At 59.2% G+C, this 18,295-nt stretch carries 16 protein-coding genes, 4 tRNA genes and 1 pseudogene; 8 read left to right on the top strand and 13 right to left on the bottom strand.

Going from position 1 to position 18,295, the window contains the following annotated elements; translation table 11 throughout:
• Positions 1–10 precede the first annotated feature (10 nt).
• From VD17_RS03715 to VD17_RS03730, 4 genes are read right to left on the bottom strand one after another with little or no spacing between them, the layout of a single operon-like run.
• Positions 11–670, bottom strand: coding sequence for a methyl-accepting chemotaxis protein (locus VD17_RS03715; protein WP_440130554.1), 660 nt, complete (start codon positions 668–670; stop codon positions 11–13).
• Positions 655–1,923 (bottom strand): OprD family porin, encoded by a 1,269-nt coding sequence (locus VD17_RS03720; protein WP_046052736.1) that lies wholly within the window; start codon positions 1,921–1,923, stop codon positions 655–657. The genes VD17_RS03715 and VD17_RS03720 overlap by 16 nt, the downstream gene beginning before the upstream one ends.
• Before the next feature lie 20 nt (positions 1,924–1,943).
• The gene (locus VD17_RS03725; RefSeq protein WP_046052737.1) at positions 1,944–3,161 is read right to left on the bottom strand and encodes a benzoate/H(+) symporter BenE family transporter; all 1,218 of its coding nucleotides are present in this window, start codon (positions 3,159–3,161) and stop codon (positions 1,944–1,946) included.
• Complete coding sequence (locus tag VD17_RS03730) at positions 3,158–4,525, bottom strand: aromatic acid/H+ symport family MFS transporter (protein WP_046052738.1); 1,368 nt, start codon at positions 4,523–4,525, stop codon at positions 3,158–3,160. Before VD17_RS03730 ends, VD17_RS03725 begins: the two co-directional genes overlap by 4 nt.
• Before the next feature lie 252 nt (positions 4,526–4,777).
• Here VD17_RS03730 and VD17_RS03735 point away from each other — a divergent pair, with 252 nt between their 5' ends.
• The 5 genes from VD17_RS03735 (at position 4,778) to VD17_RS03755 (ending at position 8,234) form a co-directional block, all read left to right on the top strand.
• Complete coding sequence (locus VD17_RS03735) at positions 4,778–5,404, top strand: DUF1780 domain-containing protein (RefSeq protein ID WP_008154887.1); 627 nt, start codon at positions 4,778–4,780, stop codon at positions 5,402–5,404.
• The gene (locus VD17_RS03740; protein WP_046052739.1) at positions 5,401–5,928 is read left to right on the top strand and encodes an MOSC domain-containing protein; all 528 of its coding nucleotides are present in this window, start codon (positions 5,401–5,403) and stop codon (positions 5,926–5,928) included. Before VD17_RS03735 ends, VD17_RS03740 begins: the two co-directional genes overlap by 4 nt.
• Positions 5,929–5,982: 54 nt before the next feature.
• Complete coding sequence (locus tag VD17_RS03745) at positions 5,983–6,156, top strand: DUF3094 domain-containing protein (protein WP_008154890.1); 174 nt, start codon at positions 5,983–5,985, stop codon at positions 6,154–6,156.
• A 60-nt stretch (positions 6,157–6,216) separates the two neighbouring features.
• Positions 6,217–7,515, top strand: a complete 1,299-nt coding sequence (locus VD17_RS03750; protein WP_046052740.1) for an NAD(P)/FAD-dependent oxidoreductase — start codon at positions 6,217–6,219, stop codon at positions 7,513–7,515.
• 320 nt (positions 7,516–7,835) lie between these two features.
• Complete coding sequence (locus VD17_RS03755) at positions 7,836–8,234, top strand: HvfA family oxazolone/thioamide-modified RiPP metallophore (protein WP_033054319.1); 399 nt, start codon at positions 7,836–7,838, stop codon at positions 8,232–8,234.
• Between the two features lie 62 nt (positions 8,235–8,296).
• Here VD17_RS03755 and VD17_RS33010 read toward each other — a convergent pair whose 3' ends face one another.
• The 9 genes and pseudogenes from VD17_RS33010 to rluD all read right to left on the bottom strand — a co-directional run bounded on the left by VD17_RS33010 (position 8,297) and on the right by rluD (position 15,184).
• Complete coding sequence (locus tag VD17_RS33010) at positions 8,297–9,160, bottom strand: methyl-accepting chemotaxis protein (RefSeq protein ID WP_440130555.1); 864 nt, start codon at positions 9,158–9,160, stop codon at positions 8,297–8,299.
• A pseudogene (locus VD17_RS33015) lies at positions 9,152–9,922 on the bottom strand (MCP four helix bundle domain-containing protein); the annotation flags it as partial. The gene VD17_RS33010 and the pseudogene VD17_RS33015, both read right to left, overlap by 9 nt.
• Positions 9,923–10,089: 167 nt before the next feature.
• A tRNA-Pro gene (locus VD17_RS03765) sits at positions 10,090–10,166 on the bottom strand.
• A 97-nt stretch (positions 10,167–10,263) separates the two neighbouring features.
• A tRNA-Lys gene (locus VD17_RS03770) sits at positions 10,264–10,339 on the bottom strand.
• Between the two features lie 5 nt (positions 10,340–10,344).
• A tRNA-Pro gene (locus VD17_RS03775) sits at positions 10,345–10,421 on the bottom strand.
• 9 nt (positions 10,422–10,430) lie between these two features.
• Positions 10,431–10,506: transfer RNA gene (locus VD17_RS03780), tRNA-Asn, on the bottom strand.
• Between the two features lie 298 nt (positions 10,507–10,804).
• A complete protein-coding gene (clpB, locus tag VD17_RS03785) occupies positions 10,805–13,369 on the bottom strand; it encodes an ATP-dependent chaperone ClpB (protein WP_046052742.1) in 2,565 nt (854 codons plus the stop codon).
• A 130-nt stretch (positions 13,370–13,499) separates the two neighbouring features.
• A complete protein-coding gene (gene pgeF, locus VD17_RS03790; RefSeq protein ID WP_046052743.1) occupies positions 13,500–14,225 on the bottom strand; it encodes a peptidoglycan editing factor PgeF in 726 nt (241 codons plus the stop codon).
• Entirely contained in the window at positions 14,222–15,184 is a 963-nt protein-coding gene (gene rluD, locus VD17_RS03795; protein ID WP_046048807.1) for a 23S rRNA pseudouridine(1911/1915/1917) synthase RluD, read from the bottom strand. The genes pgeF and rluD overlap by 4 nt, the downstream gene beginning before the upstream one ends.
• A 151-nt stretch (positions 15,185–15,335) precedes the next feature.
• Here rluD and VD17_RS03800 point away from each other — a divergent pair, with 151 nt between their 5' ends.
• From VD17_RS03800 to VD17_RS03810, 3 genes are all read left to right on the top strand, one after another.
• The gene (locus VD17_RS03800) at positions 15,336–16,358 is read left to right on the top strand and encodes an outer membrane protein assembly factor BamD (protein WP_046052744.1); all 1,023 of its coding nucleotides are present in this window, start codon (positions 15,336–15,338) and stop codon (positions 16,356–16,358) included.
• Positions 16,359–16,480: 122 nt separating this feature from the next.
• On the top strand, positions 16,481–16,714 hold the full coding sequence (locus VD17_RS03805; protein ID WP_046052745.1) for a PP0621 family protein: 234 nt from the start codon (positions 16,481–16,483) through the stop codon (positions 16,712–16,714).
• A complete protein-coding gene (locus VD17_RS03810) occupies positions 16,704–18,293 on the top strand; it encodes a sensor histidine kinase (RefSeq protein ID WP_046052746.1) in 1,590 nt (529 codons plus the stop codon). The genes VD17_RS03805 and VD17_RS03810 overlap by 11 nt, the downstream gene beginning before the upstream one ends.
• The last annotated feature ends 2 nt before the right edge of the window (positions 18,294–18,295 follow it).

Here is an 18,295-nt window from a genome sequence, read left to right on the forward strand (position 1 = left end):
ACTGCACGACTCACACAATCATTCGTTTCGCCTGCAAGGCCAGATCATGCAGGCCGGTCAGGCGCGCCATGATGCGTTCGACCACCTCGACCCTGGCCACCGCACCGCTTTGCAGTTCGCCCATCGAGTGCAAGGCCACTCCGGCTTTTTCCAGGCCCAGACGTGTAGAGCCGGACAACTGCTGAAGACCTTGGCGTGCCTGTTCAGCGGACTGTTCCAGCCCCGTAGCGATTTGCCGGATCTGCGCACTGGAGTCCGCTGCCTGACGCGAGAGATTGCGCACCTCATCGGCCACCACCGCAAAACCTCGACCATGACTGCCCGCCCTCGCCGCCTCAATGGCTGCGTTCAACGCCAACAGGTTGGTCTGACGGGAAATGGCCTGGATGCTGCCGACAATCGCGCCGATGCGCATCGACTGACTGCCGAGCTCGTCGAACACTTGATCCAGACGCTGCATGTAGAGGTTCAGATCTTCCAGCACACTGGCCGAAGACTGCATGCTCAACGCACTCGCCTTCACCCGTTCACCTGCCGTGCGCGCCAGTTGATTGGCAAAGCGCATGTCTTCCTCGGTTTGCAGCACGGACTCGGTCAATCGCTCCAGCGTGACCTGCAAGCGGTTTTTGTGCGGTGGCTGTTCTTTTTCAGGGTTCATAGCAGCGTCCATGTGTAGCTGAGGATCAAGCGGTTTTCGTCGATGTCACTGCGGTAGTTGGAACGGGCCATAGCGTTACGTACGCGAATCCCTAGGCCTTTGAGGCTGCCGCTTTGCAGCACATAGCCGAGATCGAGATCACGCTCGCGATCCTTGCCCTCGAACCCTTTGCCGGTATCGACATTGTTGCCGGTGATGTAGCGCACGGTACTGGTCAGCCCCGGCACGCCGAGGGCCGCGAAATCGTAGTCGTAACGCGCCTGCCAGGAGCGTTCATCGGTGAAGGCGAACTCGTAGGTCGGCACCTCGTTACCCAGTGGGCTGATGTTGGCAAACACTCGCGGGAAGGCGCTGTCGCCGAACATGCCCTGATAACCGACATAGAACGTGTGGCCGCCACGCTTGGCCGACAGCAAGGAGAAGAACGCCTGGTTGTCGATGTTGCCCAGCAGCTTTTTGCCGTCTTCGCGCGAATCGTAGTAACCAAGGTTGGCGCCCAGGATCCAGTTACCGAGTGGCTCGCTGTGTTTGAGGCCGAGAAAACGCTGGTTGTAGATATCTTCCAGTTGCCCGAACCAGGCGCTGACCGAGCTGCGTTTATTGTTGAAGGCGTAATCGGCGCCGGCAAAGTTGAAGCCATCGCTGCTGACCTGACGCTGCGGTACATGACCGAGCATGGCTTGCATCTTTTCGTCACCCGCCTCGTTGCGCAGGCTGGTCGAGCTCAAGTGGCCACCTTGCAACGTCAGGCCATTGATCTCGTTCGAGCTGATGCTCGCGCCCTGATAGCTGGGCGGCAGCAAACGGATATCGCTGAAGGCCAGCACTGGCAAGTTGGGTTGCAGCTCACCCACCTTCAGTTCGGTTTTGGAGAAACGCACCTTCAACGCGCCTTCCAGTCGGCTGTAATCATTCGCCGCGCGCCCGTCATCCTGCACCGGCAGCAAACCGGTATTGACCCGGTCCGGGCTGCTGTCGAGTTTGAGGCCGAGCAGGCCAATGACATCCACACCAAAACCGACAGGGCCCTGGGTGTAACCGGATTTAACGTTGAGGATGAAGCCCTGCGCCCACTCTTCAGCCTTCGATTGTTGGTTGGCCCCGACGATGTCGGAAAAGTCCCGGCTGAAGTAGTAGTTGCGCGCTTGCAAGGTGGCGGTGGTGTCTTCGATGAAGCCACTCTCGGCCGCCATCGCACAGGCGGAGAAACTCGAGACGACCGCCATGGACAACACTGAACCGGTTGTTGGAAGAATCTGTTTCATCGTTTTTTCTCTTATTTTTATTAATCGACAGGTTGAAGTGCTTCAGCCGCAGCGGATTCGCGGCGGGGAACGGGACGACGGGCGTTCAACAACACGTGGGTGACCATGCCGAAAATCAGCCCCCAAAAAGCGGCGGACAAACCCAACAACGACATGCCCGACGCGGTGGTCAGAAAGGTCACCAATGCGGCTTCGCGATCACTCGGCACGGCCATCGCGCCGGCCAACGCCCCGGCAATCGCAGCGAACAGCGCCAGCCCGGCCAAGGCTGCGATCAGTTCTTTGGGGAACGCGGAAAACAGTGAAACCAGGGTGGCGCCGAAGATCCCCAACACCAGGTAACACAGCCCGCCCACAACCCCGGCCACATAGCGTTTGCCGGGATCCTCATGGGCCTCGCGCCCGGTACAAATCGCCGCGGTGATAGCTGCCAGATTCAGCCCATGGCAACCAAACGGCGCCAACAGCGCCGTGCCCACCGCACTGCTGGCGATGATCGAGCCGGCCGGTGTTGCGTAACCGCTGGCGCGCAGCACCGCCATGCCGGGAACGAACTGGCCGGTCAGCGCTACCATCACCAGCGGCAAGGCGATGTTCAGGGTCGCGCTCACGCTGAACGCGGGCGTGATCCACACCGGCGTGGCCAACCCGATCACCAACGCTTCGCTGTGCAAATCACCGGCGAGAAACGCCATCGAGCAGCCCACCATCAGCACCATCAACACCGCATAACGCGGCATCAGCCGTTTGCAGATCAGGTACGTGGCGAACATCGCCAGCACCAGCAATGGCTTGCCCTGCAACGAGACGAATAAGCCGGTGCCGAAGCTGAACAGAATTCCCGCCAGCATCGCTGCCGCAATCGCCGCAGGCAGTTTGCCGATGATCCGATCAAACGCCCCCGAGACCCCGACCAGAAAGATAATCAAGCTGCTGACCAGATACGCGCCTACCGCTTCCGGCATTGAAATCCCCGGCAACAGTGCCACCAGCAACGCCGAACCCGGCGCCGACCACGCGATGATCACCGGGACGCGGTAACGCAGGCTCAGACCGATGCCGAGTACGGCGCTGCCGATGGAGATCGCCCAGACCCAGGAAGACAGCACCTCCCGCGAGAGGTGCGCGGTCTCGGCGGCCTGAAAGATGATCACCAACGGGCCTGCGTAGGAAATCACCGTGGCGATAAATCCGGCGACTGCCGCAGATAGGGAAAAGTCCCGGACTAACGCTCTCATGAAGCGTCGCCAACAGACCCGTCGAGCGAACCGTGGCGCAGGCCCGACAGCGCTTGTTTAGCACTGCGCCGACTGCTGACGGCGAACACGGTCATGGCAATCGCGGCCACCGCTCCGGGCAAGGCAAAAGCCATGAAATTCAGTTGCAGTGGCAGGCTGATCCCGAGCAACGCACCGCCCAGCAGCGGTCCGACAATGGCACCGTTGCGCCCGATGCCCGACGCCCAACCCAAACCGGTGGAGCGAATGGTCATGGAGTAGAACTGCGCGGCGCAGGCGTACAACAGAATCTGCGAGCCGATGGTGGTGGCGCCGGCGATGGCGATCAGCAGGTACAACAGCGGCATCGGGCTGTTGATACCCAGCAAGGTGATCGACACCGCAGCCACGGCGAAGAACACCGCCAACACCCGCGGCAGGTTGAGTTTGTCTCCCAGCACACCGCCGCCGACCGCGCCGAAAATGGCGCCGAAGTTGAGCACCAGCAGGAACGACAAACTAGAGCCCAGGCTATAACCGGCGTTGGCCATCAGTTTTGGCAGCCAGGAACTCAAGGCGTAGACCATCAGCAAGCAGCAGAAAAACGCCAGCCACAGCATCAGCGTGCGCAGCGCACGGCCTTCGCGAAATAGTTGCAACACCGGGGTGCCAGTGCCCTTCACTTCGCTCATGTGCAGCTGATCGCTGGTTTGCGCGACGTAAGCCGGATCAATCCGTTCCAGAACGTTGCGCGCCTCTTCATTGCGTCCCTGACGCAGCATGAAACCCACCGATTCGGGCAGGAAGTACATGATCAACGGCAACAACAGCAACGGCAGCACCGCCACGTAAAACACCGATTGCCAGCCAAAACTCGGGATCAGCACGATACCGAGCCCCGCCGAGAGCATGCCACCCACCGAATAGCCGCTGAACATGATCGCCACCAGCGTGCTGCGGATTTTCTTCGGCGCGTACTCGTTCATCAGCGCCACGACGTTGGGCATCACCCCGCCAATGCCAAGCCCGGCAATGAACCGGCAGAGGCCAAACTCGGTGGGGTTGCGGGCAAAACCATTGAGCACGGTAAAACCGCTGAACAGCATCACGCAGATCGTGATGGCTTTTTTGCGGCCGATCCTGTCGGACAGCGGGCCGAAGAACAGCGCGCCGAACATCATCCCGAACAATGCATAGCTGCCCAGTGCGCCTGCTTGCAGGGGACTGAGCCCCCACTCTTTCATCAGCATCGGCAGCACCACGCCGTAGATCACCAAATCGTAACCGTCGAAAATGATGATCAGGGCACACCAGAACAGCACCATCCAGTGAAAGCGGTTGAATCGTGCGTTGTCGATAACCTCATGTACGTCGATCTTGCGCATGGCATTTATCTCTTGTTGTTGTTTTTTTAAGAGCGTCGGTAACGCGGCTAACGTCCGTACAGCCGAGGGTAGAGGCGCCAGGCACGGGGCAATATCCGCTTTGCGCAGATCGCTATCCGTTTTGTGCAATGCCCTGAACCGGGCGCGGGATGAGGATTGTTGCGGGCATGGCGCGCCGCAGATCCGGTAGATCTGCCCCTCTCCGATAAACTGTCTTCTTTGCGATCGCATTTGAACGCTAAGCTTGGGCTTATGGATGACTCAGATTATTTACGCCTGCTGACCATCGCGGCCGAGCAAGCCAACGCGTTCCTGTCCAATGCCCGCAAATGGGAGCGTGAGCGTTGGGTCTGTCAGCGCCTGCTGCAAGGCCTGAACATTCCCTATCGCGCCGACGAATTCGCCCCGGCCGGGGAGCCGCCGGACGTACTGTTTCGTGACGCCAGTTTCGAAGTGTTTTTCGTGCTCGATGAAGGCCGACGCCTCAACGACGAATGGCGCGATGAGCTGCAACGCCGGCGCAGCGCGTTTTCCCTGAGTTCGCTGGTGCGCCGCGAGGCCAAGCCCCGGCGCATTCCGGCCAATGAATTCTTGCTGAGACTGGCGCCGACCTTGCGCAAAAAAGCCCATAACTACAAAGAGCGTGGCATGGACCTGGGCGAACTGGACATCATCGCCTTCGCCAGCCTCAAGCGCGAAGTGCTGGACCTCAACAGCCATTTCCCGCCGCCGACCGAATACCTGCGCCAGGGCTGGCGCTCGTTGTCGCTGGTCGGCCCGACCTTCGCCCGCGTGCTGTTCGCGCACCCCGATGCACCGGATTTCCTGCGCAGCAACCTGGGACGCAGCATTGTTTTCGACGTCGGGATCAGCCTGTGAGTCCATTGCAGGAGCTGATTGCCGAAGTGCCACAAACGGGTCGCGTTCGCTGGATCGGCGTGCGGCCGCAATCACGTTCTCAGATGATCGAACTCGATGCCGTGGAGGCGCGGCTTGAAGCCGGCTTGACCGGTGATCACGCGCGTCCCGGCGTACGCAATGCGCGGCAGGTGACGCTGATTCAGTGGGAGCATCTGGCAGTGATCAGTTCGCTGATGGGTCGCCCGGAAGATAAACCGGTGCTGCCTAATGATTTGCGGCGCAACCTCGCTATCAGCGGTATCAATCTGTTCAGTCTCAAGGGTCGACGCTTCCGGATCGGTCAGGCGATTTTCGAAACCACCGGCTGGTGCCAACCCTGCGCCCGCCTCGAGAACAACCTCGGCCCCGGGACCTTTCAGGCCGTTCGCGGACATGGCGGAATCACCGCCCGGGTGTTACAAAGTGGAATCATTCGCCTGGACGACACGGTGAGCGTCGAGCCCATTCCTGCCAGCGGCTATGCTCCGTTCAACGTTCGTTAAATCAGCCTGTAGCTTCTACACATTCAGCAACGTCTACCCCTGACGAGGCCCAATATGACCAGCCGCCTGAACCCCGACGACCAAAAGCATGTCGAAGAGTACCTGCAACTGTCCCAGCACCAAGTCGAGCGCCGGCCTTTCCGGCCGTGGATGCTCCTGGTGGTGGTGTTGGCAGTGACCATTGGTTTAGGCCTGTTGAGCCGACTTATCAGTTACCTGACGCTATGAGCTGCATCGCGCTCGCTCGGGTAATTGCACCGATTTCTTTTAGCCTTGCGAGATATCCCCATGACTCATCGTATTGTCATCGTTGGCGGCGGCGCCGGCGGTCTGGAGTTGGCTACCCGTCTGGGTAAGACTCTGGGCAAGCGCGGCACGGCCAGTGTGATGCTGGTCGACGCGAACCTGACCCACATCTGGAAACCGCTGTTGCACGAAGTGGCGGCAGGTTCCCTGAACTCTTCCGAAGACGAACTCAACTATGTTGCCCAGGCGAAATGGAACCACTTCGAGTTCCAGCTGGGGCGCATGAGCGGGCTTGATCGCGCACAGAAGAAAATCCAGCTGGCTGCCACCTACGACGAAGCCGGCGTGGAGCTGGTCCCGGCGCGCGAACTGGGTTACGACTCGCTGGTGATCTCGGTCGGCAGCACCACCAACGATTTCGGGACTCAGGGCGCGGCGCAACACTGCCTGTTCCTCGACACCCGCAAACAGGCCGAGCGCTTCCACCAGCAATTGCTCAATCACTACCTGCGCGCCCATGCCGGGCAGACCGACAAGATCGAGCAGATCAGCGTCGCCATCGTCGGCGCCGGTGCCACCGGGGTCGAACTGGCCGCCGAACTGCATAACGCCGCGCATGAATTGGCCGCCTATGGTCTTGACCGGATCAAACCGGAAAATATGCACATCACGCTGATCGAAGCCGGGCCACGGGTGCTGCCCGCCCTGCCGGAACGTATCGGCGGACCGGTGCATAAAACCCTGGAGAAACTCGGGGTCAACGTCATGACCAATGCTGCGGTCAGCGAAGTGACGGCCGACAGCCTGATTACCGCCGATGGCAAAGTCATCAACGCCAGCCTGAAAGTCTGGGCCGCCGGGATTCGTGCACCGGGTTTCCTCAAGGACATCGATGGCCTGGAGACCAACCGGATCAATCAGCTGCAAGTACTGCCGACCCTGCAAACCACCCGTGACGAGAACATCTTCGCCTTCGGTGACTGCGCGGCCTGCCCGCAGCCCGGCACCGATCGCAATGTGCCGCCGCGCGCCCAGGCGGCTCATCAGCAAGCTTCGTTGCTGGCCAAATCGCTGAAACTGCGGATCGAAGGCAAGCCGCTGCCTGCGTACAAGTACACCGACTACGGTTCGCTGATTTCGCTGTCGCGTTTTTCGGCTGTAGGTAACTTGATGGGCAACCTCACCGGCAGCGTGATGCTTGAAGGCTGGCTGGCGCGGATGTTTTACGTGTCGCTGTATCGCATGCACCAGATGGCGCTGTATGGCGCGTTTCGCACGGCGATGCTGATGCTGGGCAGCAAGATCGGGCGCGGGACTGAGCCACGACTCAAACTTCACTGACACACATCCACTGTGGGAGCGAGCTTGCTCGCGATAGCGTCCGTACAGTCGACATCAATGTCGCCTGACACGCCGCTATCGCGAGCAAGCTCGCTCCCACATTTGTTACTCATTGCCCTACAGATCTGTGTCTCACTGTATCTCCCCTGCCGTTTCATCCCCTTCGCTTACAAACTCCCCCCTTGCGCGACACAGTAGCGATACACCACGCCCGCTAAATGGCCACACCCGAGCAAGGCACCCCGCCAGCTACGGTTATCGCCGCACTTACGTGGCGTCCTTTATCGAACGGTTGTGTCGTGCAACCCAGGAGTATTGAAATGTCCCGTACCACCAAAAACACTATCGGTTTGCTCGGCGCTGTTTTGGCCGGTGGCATGATGTTGTCCGGCGCGGTGTTCGCCTCGCAACCTCTGACTCAGGGTTACCTGCTGGCCTCAGCCGAACAGGTGGTGAAGACCCCTGAAGGCAAATGTGGCGAAGGCAAGTGTGGCGATGCGTCGATGGCAAAAACCGACACGGATGGCGACGGCAAGGTCTCCCGTGCCGAATTCCAGAAAGTCGCACCGAAGTCCAATTTCGACAAGATCGACACCAACCATGACGGCTTCATCGACGAACAAGAGGCTTACAACAACGTGAAAGCCAACTTCGAAGCCAATGGCAAGAAAATGCCAAAAGGCCTGTTTGAACACTTGAAAGACCAAGACGGGGCCTAAGCGCCCGAGAACCACGCCGCGCTTTTCCGTCGAGAAGCGCGGCTTTTTTGCGTCTGGAACATTTAAAGCTGGAAGCGCCGCACCATGCCCTGCAAGGCATTGGCCAGCTGAGACAGCTCATGGCTGGACGCGCTGGTCTGATCCGCGCCGGCGGCAGATCGCACCGAAAGGTCGCGAATATTCACCAGATTGCGATCCACTTCCCGCGCCACCTGCGCCTGCTCTTCGGCGGCACTGGCGATCACCAGATTGCGTTCATGGATCTGATGCACCGACGCGGTGATGGTCTGCAACGCTTCGCCCGCTCGCTCGGCCAGGGCCAATGTGCTAGCCGCACGGGTTGAGCTGGCCTGCATGGAATCCAGCGCCTGAGTTGAGCCGTTGCGCATGCCCTGAACCATTTGCTCGATTTCCTGAGTCGATTGCTGCGTGCGATAAGCCAAGGCGCGAACTTCGTCGGCAACCACCGCGAAACCTCGACCGCTTTCCCCGGCGCGTGCCGCTTCAATGGCAGCATTGAGGGCCAGCAAGTTGGTTTGCTCGGCAATCGCACGAATCACATCCAGCACCTTGCCGATGTCCTGAGACTGATTGGCCAGGGACTGCACCAATCCGCCTGTGATCTGCACATCGCTTGCCAGGGCGCCGATGGCCGTGACTGTTTCGCTGACCCGCTCCTGGCCGGCGTGCGCGGATTCACTGGATTGGCGCGTGGCGTCGGAGGTCGACACCGCGTTGCGCGCGACCTCCTCCACCGCGGTGGTCATTTCGGTAACAGCGGTGGCCGCTTGCTCGATCTCGTTGTTCTGCTGTTGCAGGTTCTGAGTGCTGTCGAGGGTGACCGCATTCAACTCGTCAGCCGCTGTCGCCAATTGCGCCGCCGAGCCGCCGATACCTTGCAAGGTTTCACGCAGGTTGCGCTGCATGGTCGCCAACGCCTTGAGCAACCGACTCACTTCATCGTTGCCATGGGTTTCGATAGGGCGCGTCAAGTCGCCTCGTGCCACGTTTTCCGCGGCGTTCAGCGCATCGCTCAACGGCTTGACGATGCTGCGGGTCAGCAGCATGGCCAGGCCGACGGTGGCCAACGCCGCCAACGCGATAAACAGGCTGACGATCATCCGCGATGTTTCGTAATGCGCTGCAGATTTCTGGCTCTCTGCGGCAACTTGCTTGGCGAACAGATCCGCCAGGTCAGTGAGCTGTTTGCCCGAACCATCGACCACGGTTTTCATGTCGATCAGCAGCAGTTTGGTCAGTTCGTCACGGCGCCCCTGTTCGGCCAGGGTGAAAGACTGAGCAATGCCGGAGCGATAAGCCGCAAAGGTAGTTTTGAACTGGTCATACAAGGCTTTGCCTTCTGCGGTATTGACCAACTTGTCATAAGCCGCAATCTTTTCGCTCAACTCTTTGTCGCGCGTGTCCATCTGACCCCGGTAGACAGGGATGTTCTTCGGGTCCTGATCCAGCGCCATGCGCAGGGAAATAGTGCGGATGCGCAGCATGATTTCGCGGATCTCGTCACCGCCGCGAATGCTCGGCAGCCATTGTTTCTCCACGGCCACCTCGCTGTCGCGAATGCTCGACATCTGCCCCAGGGCAAAAATCCCGAGCAAAGCGACCAATACGGCAATCAGGGCGAACCCCAATGCTGCCCGAGGAGCGATATTTAACTGACGAAGCACCATAACGAACGCCTTTTTCTTGTAGTGGCTTGAATAAGGGGCGTTATTTCGGCAGTACCCCGTCGCCTCGTTATCGGCAAGTTGTACGATGACTGAAGTGTTATTTCTTGAAGACAAAAAATCGAAGACAAAAAAAATCCCCGTATCTTTCGATACGAGGATTTTTAATATGGTCGGGGTAAGGGGATTCGAACTCCTGACATCCTGCTCCCAAAGCAGGCGCGCTACCGGACTGCGCTATACCCCGGTAATAAAAAGGCGACCTTCAAAAAGTCGCCTTCTTCGATCAGTGCTTTTGGCCTCTGATCTTAAGATCTGATCCCAGCGTGAACTGGTTTCAAAAATGGTGGGTCGTGTGGGATTCGAACCTACGACCAATTGGTTAAAAGCCAACTGCTCTACCAACTGAGCTAACGACCCAAAAATGGTCGGGGTAAGGGGATTCGAACTCCTGACATCCTGCTCCCAAAGCAGGCGCGCTACCGGACTGCGCTATACCCCGGCTTGAAATTGGCTCCGTGACCAGGACTCGAACCTGGGACCCAATGATTAACAGTCATTTGCTCTACCGACTGAGCTATCACGGAACTACATATTTCAATTTACAACAGTGAAGCTTGCTTCACCTCTTCGACCCGTTCGCATCGCTGCGTTCGTGTGTCTGAGGCGCGCTATTCTACAATCTTAAGCACCTCTGTCAACCCCCTAAATTGCTTTCAAGTTAATGATTTGCAACTTATTTCAGATTCCTGCTTGGGGAGCTGGAACCCTTCAGGGCGACTTACTGCGGGGCGCACTTTACAAGCCTTTTCCTTTAAGTTCAACAGCCTGGCGAAAAAAAGGCCTCGCAATGCGAGGCCTCTTCAATTTTGCTGCCGTCGTGGATCAGACGAAGACGATTTCGTCGTTCTCCACGACACCCTTGGCGGTATCGCCCGGCATGAAACGACCGGACAGAATCAGCTGCGCCAGCGGGTTCTCGATCCAGCGCTGGATGGCTCGTTTGAGCGGCCGCGCGCCGTAAACCGGGTCGTAACCTACCGCGATCAGCTTATCCATGGCCTCAGGGCTGAGATCAAGCTTCAGCTCGCGCTCGGTCAGGCGACTGCGCAGACGACCCAACTGGATCTCGGTAATGCCCGCGATCTGATCCCGAGCCAACGGTTCGAAGATCACCACTTCATCGACCCGGTTGATGAACTCCGGCCGGAAGTGCATGGAAATCGCATCCATCACCGCCGCACGCTGCGCCTCACGATCACCGACCAGTTCCTGGATCTGCACCGAACCGAGGTTGGAGGTCATGACAATCACGGTATTTTTGAAATCCACCGTGCGGCCATGACTGTCGGTCAGTCGGCCATCTTCCAGCACTTGCAGCAAGATGTTGAAGACGTCCGGGTGGGCCTTCTCGACCTCGTCCAGGAGGATCACCGAATAAGGCTTGCGACGCACCGCCTCGGTCAGGTAACCGCCCTCTTCATAGCCTACGTAGCCTGGTGGCGCACCGATCAGACGAGCCACGGAATGTTTCTCCATGAACTCGGACATGTCGATCCGCACCATCGCCTCTTCCGTATCAAAGAGGAACTCGGCCAGCGCCTTGCACAGCTCGGTTTTACCGACACCGGTCGGGCCGAGGAACATGAACGAGCCGCTCGGGCGATTCGGATCGGACAAACCGGCGCGGGACCGCCGCACGGCGTTGGAAACGGCAATCACCGCTTCGTCCTGGCCGATCACACGTTGGTGCAACAGGCTTTCCATCTTCATCAGCTTGTCGCGCTCGCCTTCGAGCATTTTCGACACCGGAATGCCGGTCCACTTCGAAACGACTTCAGCAATCTCTTCTTCGGTCACCTTGCTGCGCAACAACTGGTTTTCAGTTTTGCCGTGCTGGTCGACCATTTGCAGGCTGCGCTCCAGGTCCGGGATGATCCCGTACTGCAACTCGGCCATGCGGTTCAGGTCGCCTTTGCGGCGCGCGGCTTCCAGTTCCTGACGGGACTGTTCGATTTTCTGCTGGATCTGCGCAGAACCCTGGACTTCGGCTTTTTCCGCGTTCCAGATTTCTTCCAGGTCCGAGTACTCACGCTCGTGACGAACGATTTCTTCCTGGAGTTTTTCCAGACGTTTTATTGCCGCTTCGTCGCTTTCTTTCTTCAGCGCCTGGGACTCCACCTTCAGCTGAATCAGACGACGCTCCAGACGATCGAGCACTTCCGGCTTGGAGTCGATCTCCATGCGGATGCGGCTGGCCGCTTCGTCGATCAGGTCGATGGCCTTGTCCGGCAGCTGACGATCAGTGATGTAGCGATGACTGAGCTTGGCCGCAGCGATGATCGCGCCGTCGGTGATCGCCACTTTGTGGTGAACCTCGTAGCGCTCTTTCAAGCCACGAAGGATAGCGATGGTGTCTTCTTCGCTCGGCTCGTCCACCAGCACTTTCTGGAATCGCCGTTCGAGGGCCGCGTCCTTCTCTATATATTGGCGGTACTCGTTGAGCGTGGTCGCACCCACGCAGTGCAGTTCACCGCGCGCCAATGCCGGCTTGAGCATGTTGCCCGCGTCCATCGAGCCTTCGCCTTTACCGGCGCCAACCATGGTGTGCAGTTCGTCGATGAACAGAATGATCTGCCCTTCCTGCTTCGACAGTTCGTTGAGCAAGGATTTGAGGCGCTCTTCGAACTCGCCACGGTACTTGGCACCGGCAATCAGCGACCCCATGTCCAGGGACAGCAGGCGTTTGCCTTTCAGTCCATCCGGCACTTCGCCGTTGATGATGCGCTGGGCCAGGCCTTCGGCGATGGCGGTTTTACCCACGCCAGGCTCACCGATCAGCACCGGGTTGTTCTTGGTACGGCGCTGCAGGACCTGAATGGTCCGACGAATTTCGTCGTCACGGCCGATTACCGGATCGAGCTTGCCTTCTTCGGCACGCTTGGTCAGGTCGACGGTGTATTTATCCAGTGCCTGACGTGACTCTTCGTGGTTGGCGTCATTGACGGCCTCGCCACCACGCAGGTTGTTGATCGCGTTTTCCAGGGCTTTCTTGCTCACACCCTGGCCGAGCAACAATTTACCGAGCTTGCTGTTCTCGTCCATGGCGGCGAGCAACACCAGCTCGCTGGAGATGAACTGGTCGCCCTTCTGCTGGGCCAGACGATCGGCCTGGTTGAGCAGGCGCGCCAAATCCTGCGACATGTTGACGTCGCCGGTCGGGTTCTGGATTTTTGGCAGCTGGTCGAGCTCTTTGGTCAGCTCTTTACGCAGGCTGTTGACGTCGAAGCCAACCTGCATCAACAGGGGTTTGATCGAACCACCCTGCTGTTCAAGCATGGCTTGCATCAAGTGCGCCGGTTCAATGCCCGGATGATCGAGGCCGACGGCCAAGGATTGGGCGTCGGACAAGGCTAACTGCAACTTGCTGGTTAAACGGTCTATACGCATGGGTCACCTTCCTTTTGAGCAGGCCGGACCTATAAAACATCCTGAATGAAGAAACCTGCCAGATACCGTTATAGATGCGGTCGATTCTGGAAGATTCAAGCGTCAAACAGTTGATACAGATCAGCGAAGTCTAACGCTCGATCCAGACAAGAGAGGCAAACCGACCAGTACGTGGACTGCGGCGGTAAGAAAAGAAACGAGGATCGGTCACGGTGCAGAAACCGCCACCATAAACAGCGGTGACACCGCGAGCCGCCAGACGTAAGCGCGCCAGCTCATAGATATCAGCCATGAATTTGCCAGCATTGGCACTCGGCACAAAGGCTTTGGCGGCTTCGGGCAATTGCTCGACGAAGGTTTCGCGCACTTCAGGGCCGACTTCAAAGGCTTGCGGGCCAATGGCCGGGCCGAGCCAGACCAACACGTCTTCTGGTGGCACGGCCAAATTGTCGAGGGTCGCTTCCAGCACACCCGCCGCCAACCCACGCCAGCCGGCATGAGCCGCCGCGACGCGAGTGCCGGCACGGTCACAGAATAGCGCCGGCAGGCAATCCGCGGTCATCGCCGTGCAGGCAATACCGGGCGTTGCCGTCCAGCTGGCATCGGCAGTAGCCACCTGGCTTGGGTCTGCGTGGGCCACGGCAATGCCGTGAACCTGCTTTAACCAGGCCGGTTGAATAGAGAAATGATCGGTGAGGCGACGGCGGTTTTCGGTAACAGCTTCGGGGCTGTCATCGACGTGATCGCCGAGGTTGAGGCTGTCGAACGGCGCCAGACTGACGCCGCCCGCACGGGTGGTCACGCAGGCTTTCACCCCGGCAGGCGCAGGCCAGTCGGGAATCAGCCAGTCACTCATCCGATGAACGCCTCGCGGTCTTGCTTGAGCAGCGTCAGCAACCAGACGAAATCGTCCGGCAGTGGAGATTCCCAGCTCATGCGTTTACCGGTGGTCGGGTGATCCAGCTCCAGGAACCGCGCATGCAGCGCCTGACGCGGGAACGCCTTCAACGATTCGATCATGGTCACACTGGCTGCCGGCGGAATACGGAAACGACCGCCGTAGGCAGGGTCTCCGACCAACGGGAAGTTGATGTGAGCCATATGCACACGAATCTGGTGCGTACGGCCGGTTTCCAGCTTCACCCGCACGTGAGTGTGGGAGCGGAAACGCTCGAGCACGCGGTAATGACTGACGGCTTGCTTGCCACCCTCCATCACGGCCATGCGCTGGCGTTGCTGACCGTGACGACCGATCGGCGCGTTGATCTTGCCGCCGGCAGTCACCACACCGATCACGATGCATTCGTAGATCCGGCTTACGCTGCGGCTCTGCAATTGCGTGACAAGCTGTGTCTGCGCCTGAATGGTCTTGGCCACCACCATCAGACCGGTGGTGTCCTTGTCCAGGCGATGCACGATACCGGCGCGGGGCACATTGATGATGTCCGGCACGTGGTGCAGCAAGGCGTTGAGCAAGGTGCCATCAGCGTGACCGGCGGCAGGATGCACCACCAGGCCCGCGGGTTTGTTGATCACCAGGATGTCGTCATCTTCATAGACGATGTCCAGCTCGATGTCTTGAGCGATCCATTCGCCCTGAGCTTCCTGCTCGGCAGTGAGTTCAAGAATGGCACCACCGTGAACAATGTCTCGCGGGCGGATAACCGCCCCATCCACAGTCAGGCGGCCGTCTTTGATCCAGGCGGAAAGGCGCGAGCGCGAGTGCTCAGCGAATAATTGTGCGGCGACTTGATCGAGGCGTTGGCCGCCCAATTCGGACGGCACCTCTGCGCGAAGTTCAATTTTATCGGACATGCTCAGACTAGGCGTCGGCACAGCCTTTGGTTTCGGCTGCGCGCTTGTGGTTAAATACGGCGTCTTTTGCCCCGAGGCTATTCAACGGGGCACTCATCATAACAGGACGGCCCCGCCCAAGACAGCGGCCGTCATAGGGACGCAAGCCGCCATGCAAGTGAAACACCTGCTGCTGATCGCCATCCTCGCATTGACCGCTGCTTGCTCATCGAAGGAAGTCGTAGACGAAAACCTGAGCGAAGTCGAGCTGTACCAGCAGGCTCAGCACGATCTGGACAACAATAGCTACACCGCCGCCACAGCCAAGCTGAAGGCGCTGGAGTCGCGTTATCCGTTCGGTCGCTACGCCGATCAGGCTCAACTCGAGCTCATCTACGCCAACTACAAGAACACCGAGCCTGAAGCTGCGAAGTCCGCCGCCGAGCGCTTCATTCGCCTGCACCCGCAGCACCCGAACGTGGATTACGCGTATTACCTCAAGGGTCTGACTTCTTTCGACCAGGACGTCGGCCTGTTGTCGCGCTTCCTGCCGTTGGACATGACCAAGCGTGACCCGGGTGCCGCTCGCGACTCCTACAACGAGTTCGCCCAGCTGACCAGCCGCTTCCCCAACAGCCGCTACTCCCCGGACGCCAAGCAGCGCATGATCTACCTGCGCAACCTGCTGGCGGCCTACGAGATTCACGTTGCCGACTACTACCTGACCCGTCAGGCCTATGTCGCCGCCGCGAACCGTGGTCGCTACGTGGTGGAAAACTTCCAGGAAACCCCTTCGGTCGGTGACGGCCTGGCGGTGATGACAGAGGCCTACCAGCGTCTGCACCTGGACGACCTGGCCGCCAGCAGCCTCGAAACCCTGAAGCTCAACTACCCGAACCACCCAAGTCTGGTGGACGGTCAGTTCGTGCCATCGGTGGCCGAAGCTGACAACCGTTCGTGGTTGAGCAAGGCGACCCTGGGCCTGATCGAATCCCGTCCACCGCTGCCGCCGGGTGAAACCCGCGCCAACCAGGACGTGCAGAAGCAATTCCAGGACGCCAAGGACGCGATTCCAAACGATCTCAAGCCTAAAGATGAAAATGGCGACGTGATCGAAGAAGAGAAACACGACTCCGAAGCCAATAACAGCGACCGCTCGTGGTTCAGCTACATGACCTTCGGCGTGTTTGACTGACACATCGGGTTGTACAAAAAGGAGCCTTTCGAGGCTCCTTTTTTATGGGCTCGATGATTACGCTGTGCGCTGGTCATGTCCTTGGCTAAACTGGCTCATCACTCCTCGAATAGCAGCTCATCATGCTTCGTTTACTGTTCTGGATCGCCCTGATTGCCGCTGCGGTATGGTTCTGGCGCAAGTTCAAGGGCCAGCCTTCCGTGCCCAAGTCCTCTGCCGAGCTGGAAGCGGCTCCGATGGTCCGCTGCGCCCATTGCGGCGTACACCTGCCCCGCGACCGCGCGCTGAGCCTTCAACAACAGTGGTATTGCAGCCAGGCTCATCTTGAGCAAGGCCCGGGCTCCAGTGATCGCTGAGACCTCCAGTCCCGGCAGCAAACAGGCCCAGCGACTGCTGCGCCTCTATCACCTTTACCGTTTGAGCATCGGCATCACCCTGGTGCTGTTGATCTCCAGCAACATGGACAACCAGCTGCTGACGTCAGCCAATGACGACCTGCTTCGCAGAGGCAGCTGGTTTTACCTCGTGTTGAATATCCTGCTGGTGGTGTTCTTCGAGAACACCCGACGCCCGGCGCAACTGTTCAGCCTGGCGCTGACCGACGTCCTGCTGCTGTGCGGTCTGTTCTACGCCGCCGGCGGTGTGGCCAGCGCCATCGGCAACTTGCTGATCGTATCGGTAGCCATCAGTAACACCTTGCTGCGAGGGCGCATCGGCCTGCTGATTGCCGCTGTTGGCGCGCTTGGCATCGTCGGGCTGAGCTTCCTCCTGAGTTTCAGCCATCCCGCCACCCCCAACGATTACCTGCAAGTCGGCACGCTCGGCGCCCTGTGTTTTGCTGCAGCATTGCTGGTGCAAGGGCTGACCCGACGCCTGGAGGTCAGCGAAACCCTCGCCGAACAACGGGCCAGCGAAGTCGTCGGCCTCGAAGCACTCAACGCACTGATCCTGCAACGCATGCGTACCGGTATCCTGGTACTCGACGACAAACGGCGGGTTCAACTGGCCAACCACAGCGCCTTGAACCTGTTAGGCAGGGAAAATCTTGCAGGCCATCTGATCGACGACTACCTACCCAGCCTGGTCGAACGCCTACAACTGTGGCTCAACAATCCGACGCTGCGCCCACAGAGCCTGAAAGTCGCCAGTAATGGTCTGGAGCTGCAACCGAGCTTCATTGCCCTCGATCAAAGCCCACACCACCAGACCCTGGTCTTTCTCGAAGACCTCGCGCAAATCGCCCAACAGGCCCAACAACTGAAGCTTGCCGCCCTCGGGCGCCTGACTGCCGGTATCGCCCATGAAATCCGCAATCCACTGGGCGCCGTTAGTCATGCCGCGCAGCTATTGCAAGAATCAGAGGAACTGAACCGCGCGGATCGACGTCTGACACAGATTATTCAAGACCACTCTCAGCGAATGAATCGGGTAATCGAAAACGTCCTGCAACTGTCCCGCCGCCAGCAAACCGTAGCGCAACGGCTTGATCTGAAGCCGTGGCTGGAGCAGTACGTCAACGAAAACCGCGAGGGGGCGACCGAGCATCAGCAGATTCATCTGCGCATCGGCTCAGGGGACTTCAGAACCCTGATGGACCCAGACCAGTTGACCCAGATTCTCGACAATTTGTTGCGCAACGCCTGGCGCCATAGCGCCTTGAATCACGACCTGGCTCAGGTCTGGCTCGAGTTGTTCGTCGACCCGGACAGCCAGCTGCCGATCCTCGAGATCCTGGACGATGGCCCCGGCGTGGCACCGGAGCATCATGTGCACTTGTTCGAACCGTTCTTCACCACCAGCCCCCAAGGCACCGGCCTGGGGCTTTATCTGTCCCGTGAGCTGTGCGAATGCAACCAGGCCCGCCTAGACTTCAAACCACGCCAAGGCGGCGGCTGCTTTCGCATCACCTTTGCTCACGGACGGAAACAAAGTTGAAC

Origin of the sequence: Pseudomonas fluorescens (assembly GCF_000968015.1) — a bacterium.
Taxonomy (GTDB): Bacteria; Pseudomonadota; Gammaproteobacteria; order Pseudomonadales; family Pseudomonadaceae; genus Aquipseudomonas; species Aquipseudomonas fluorescens_W.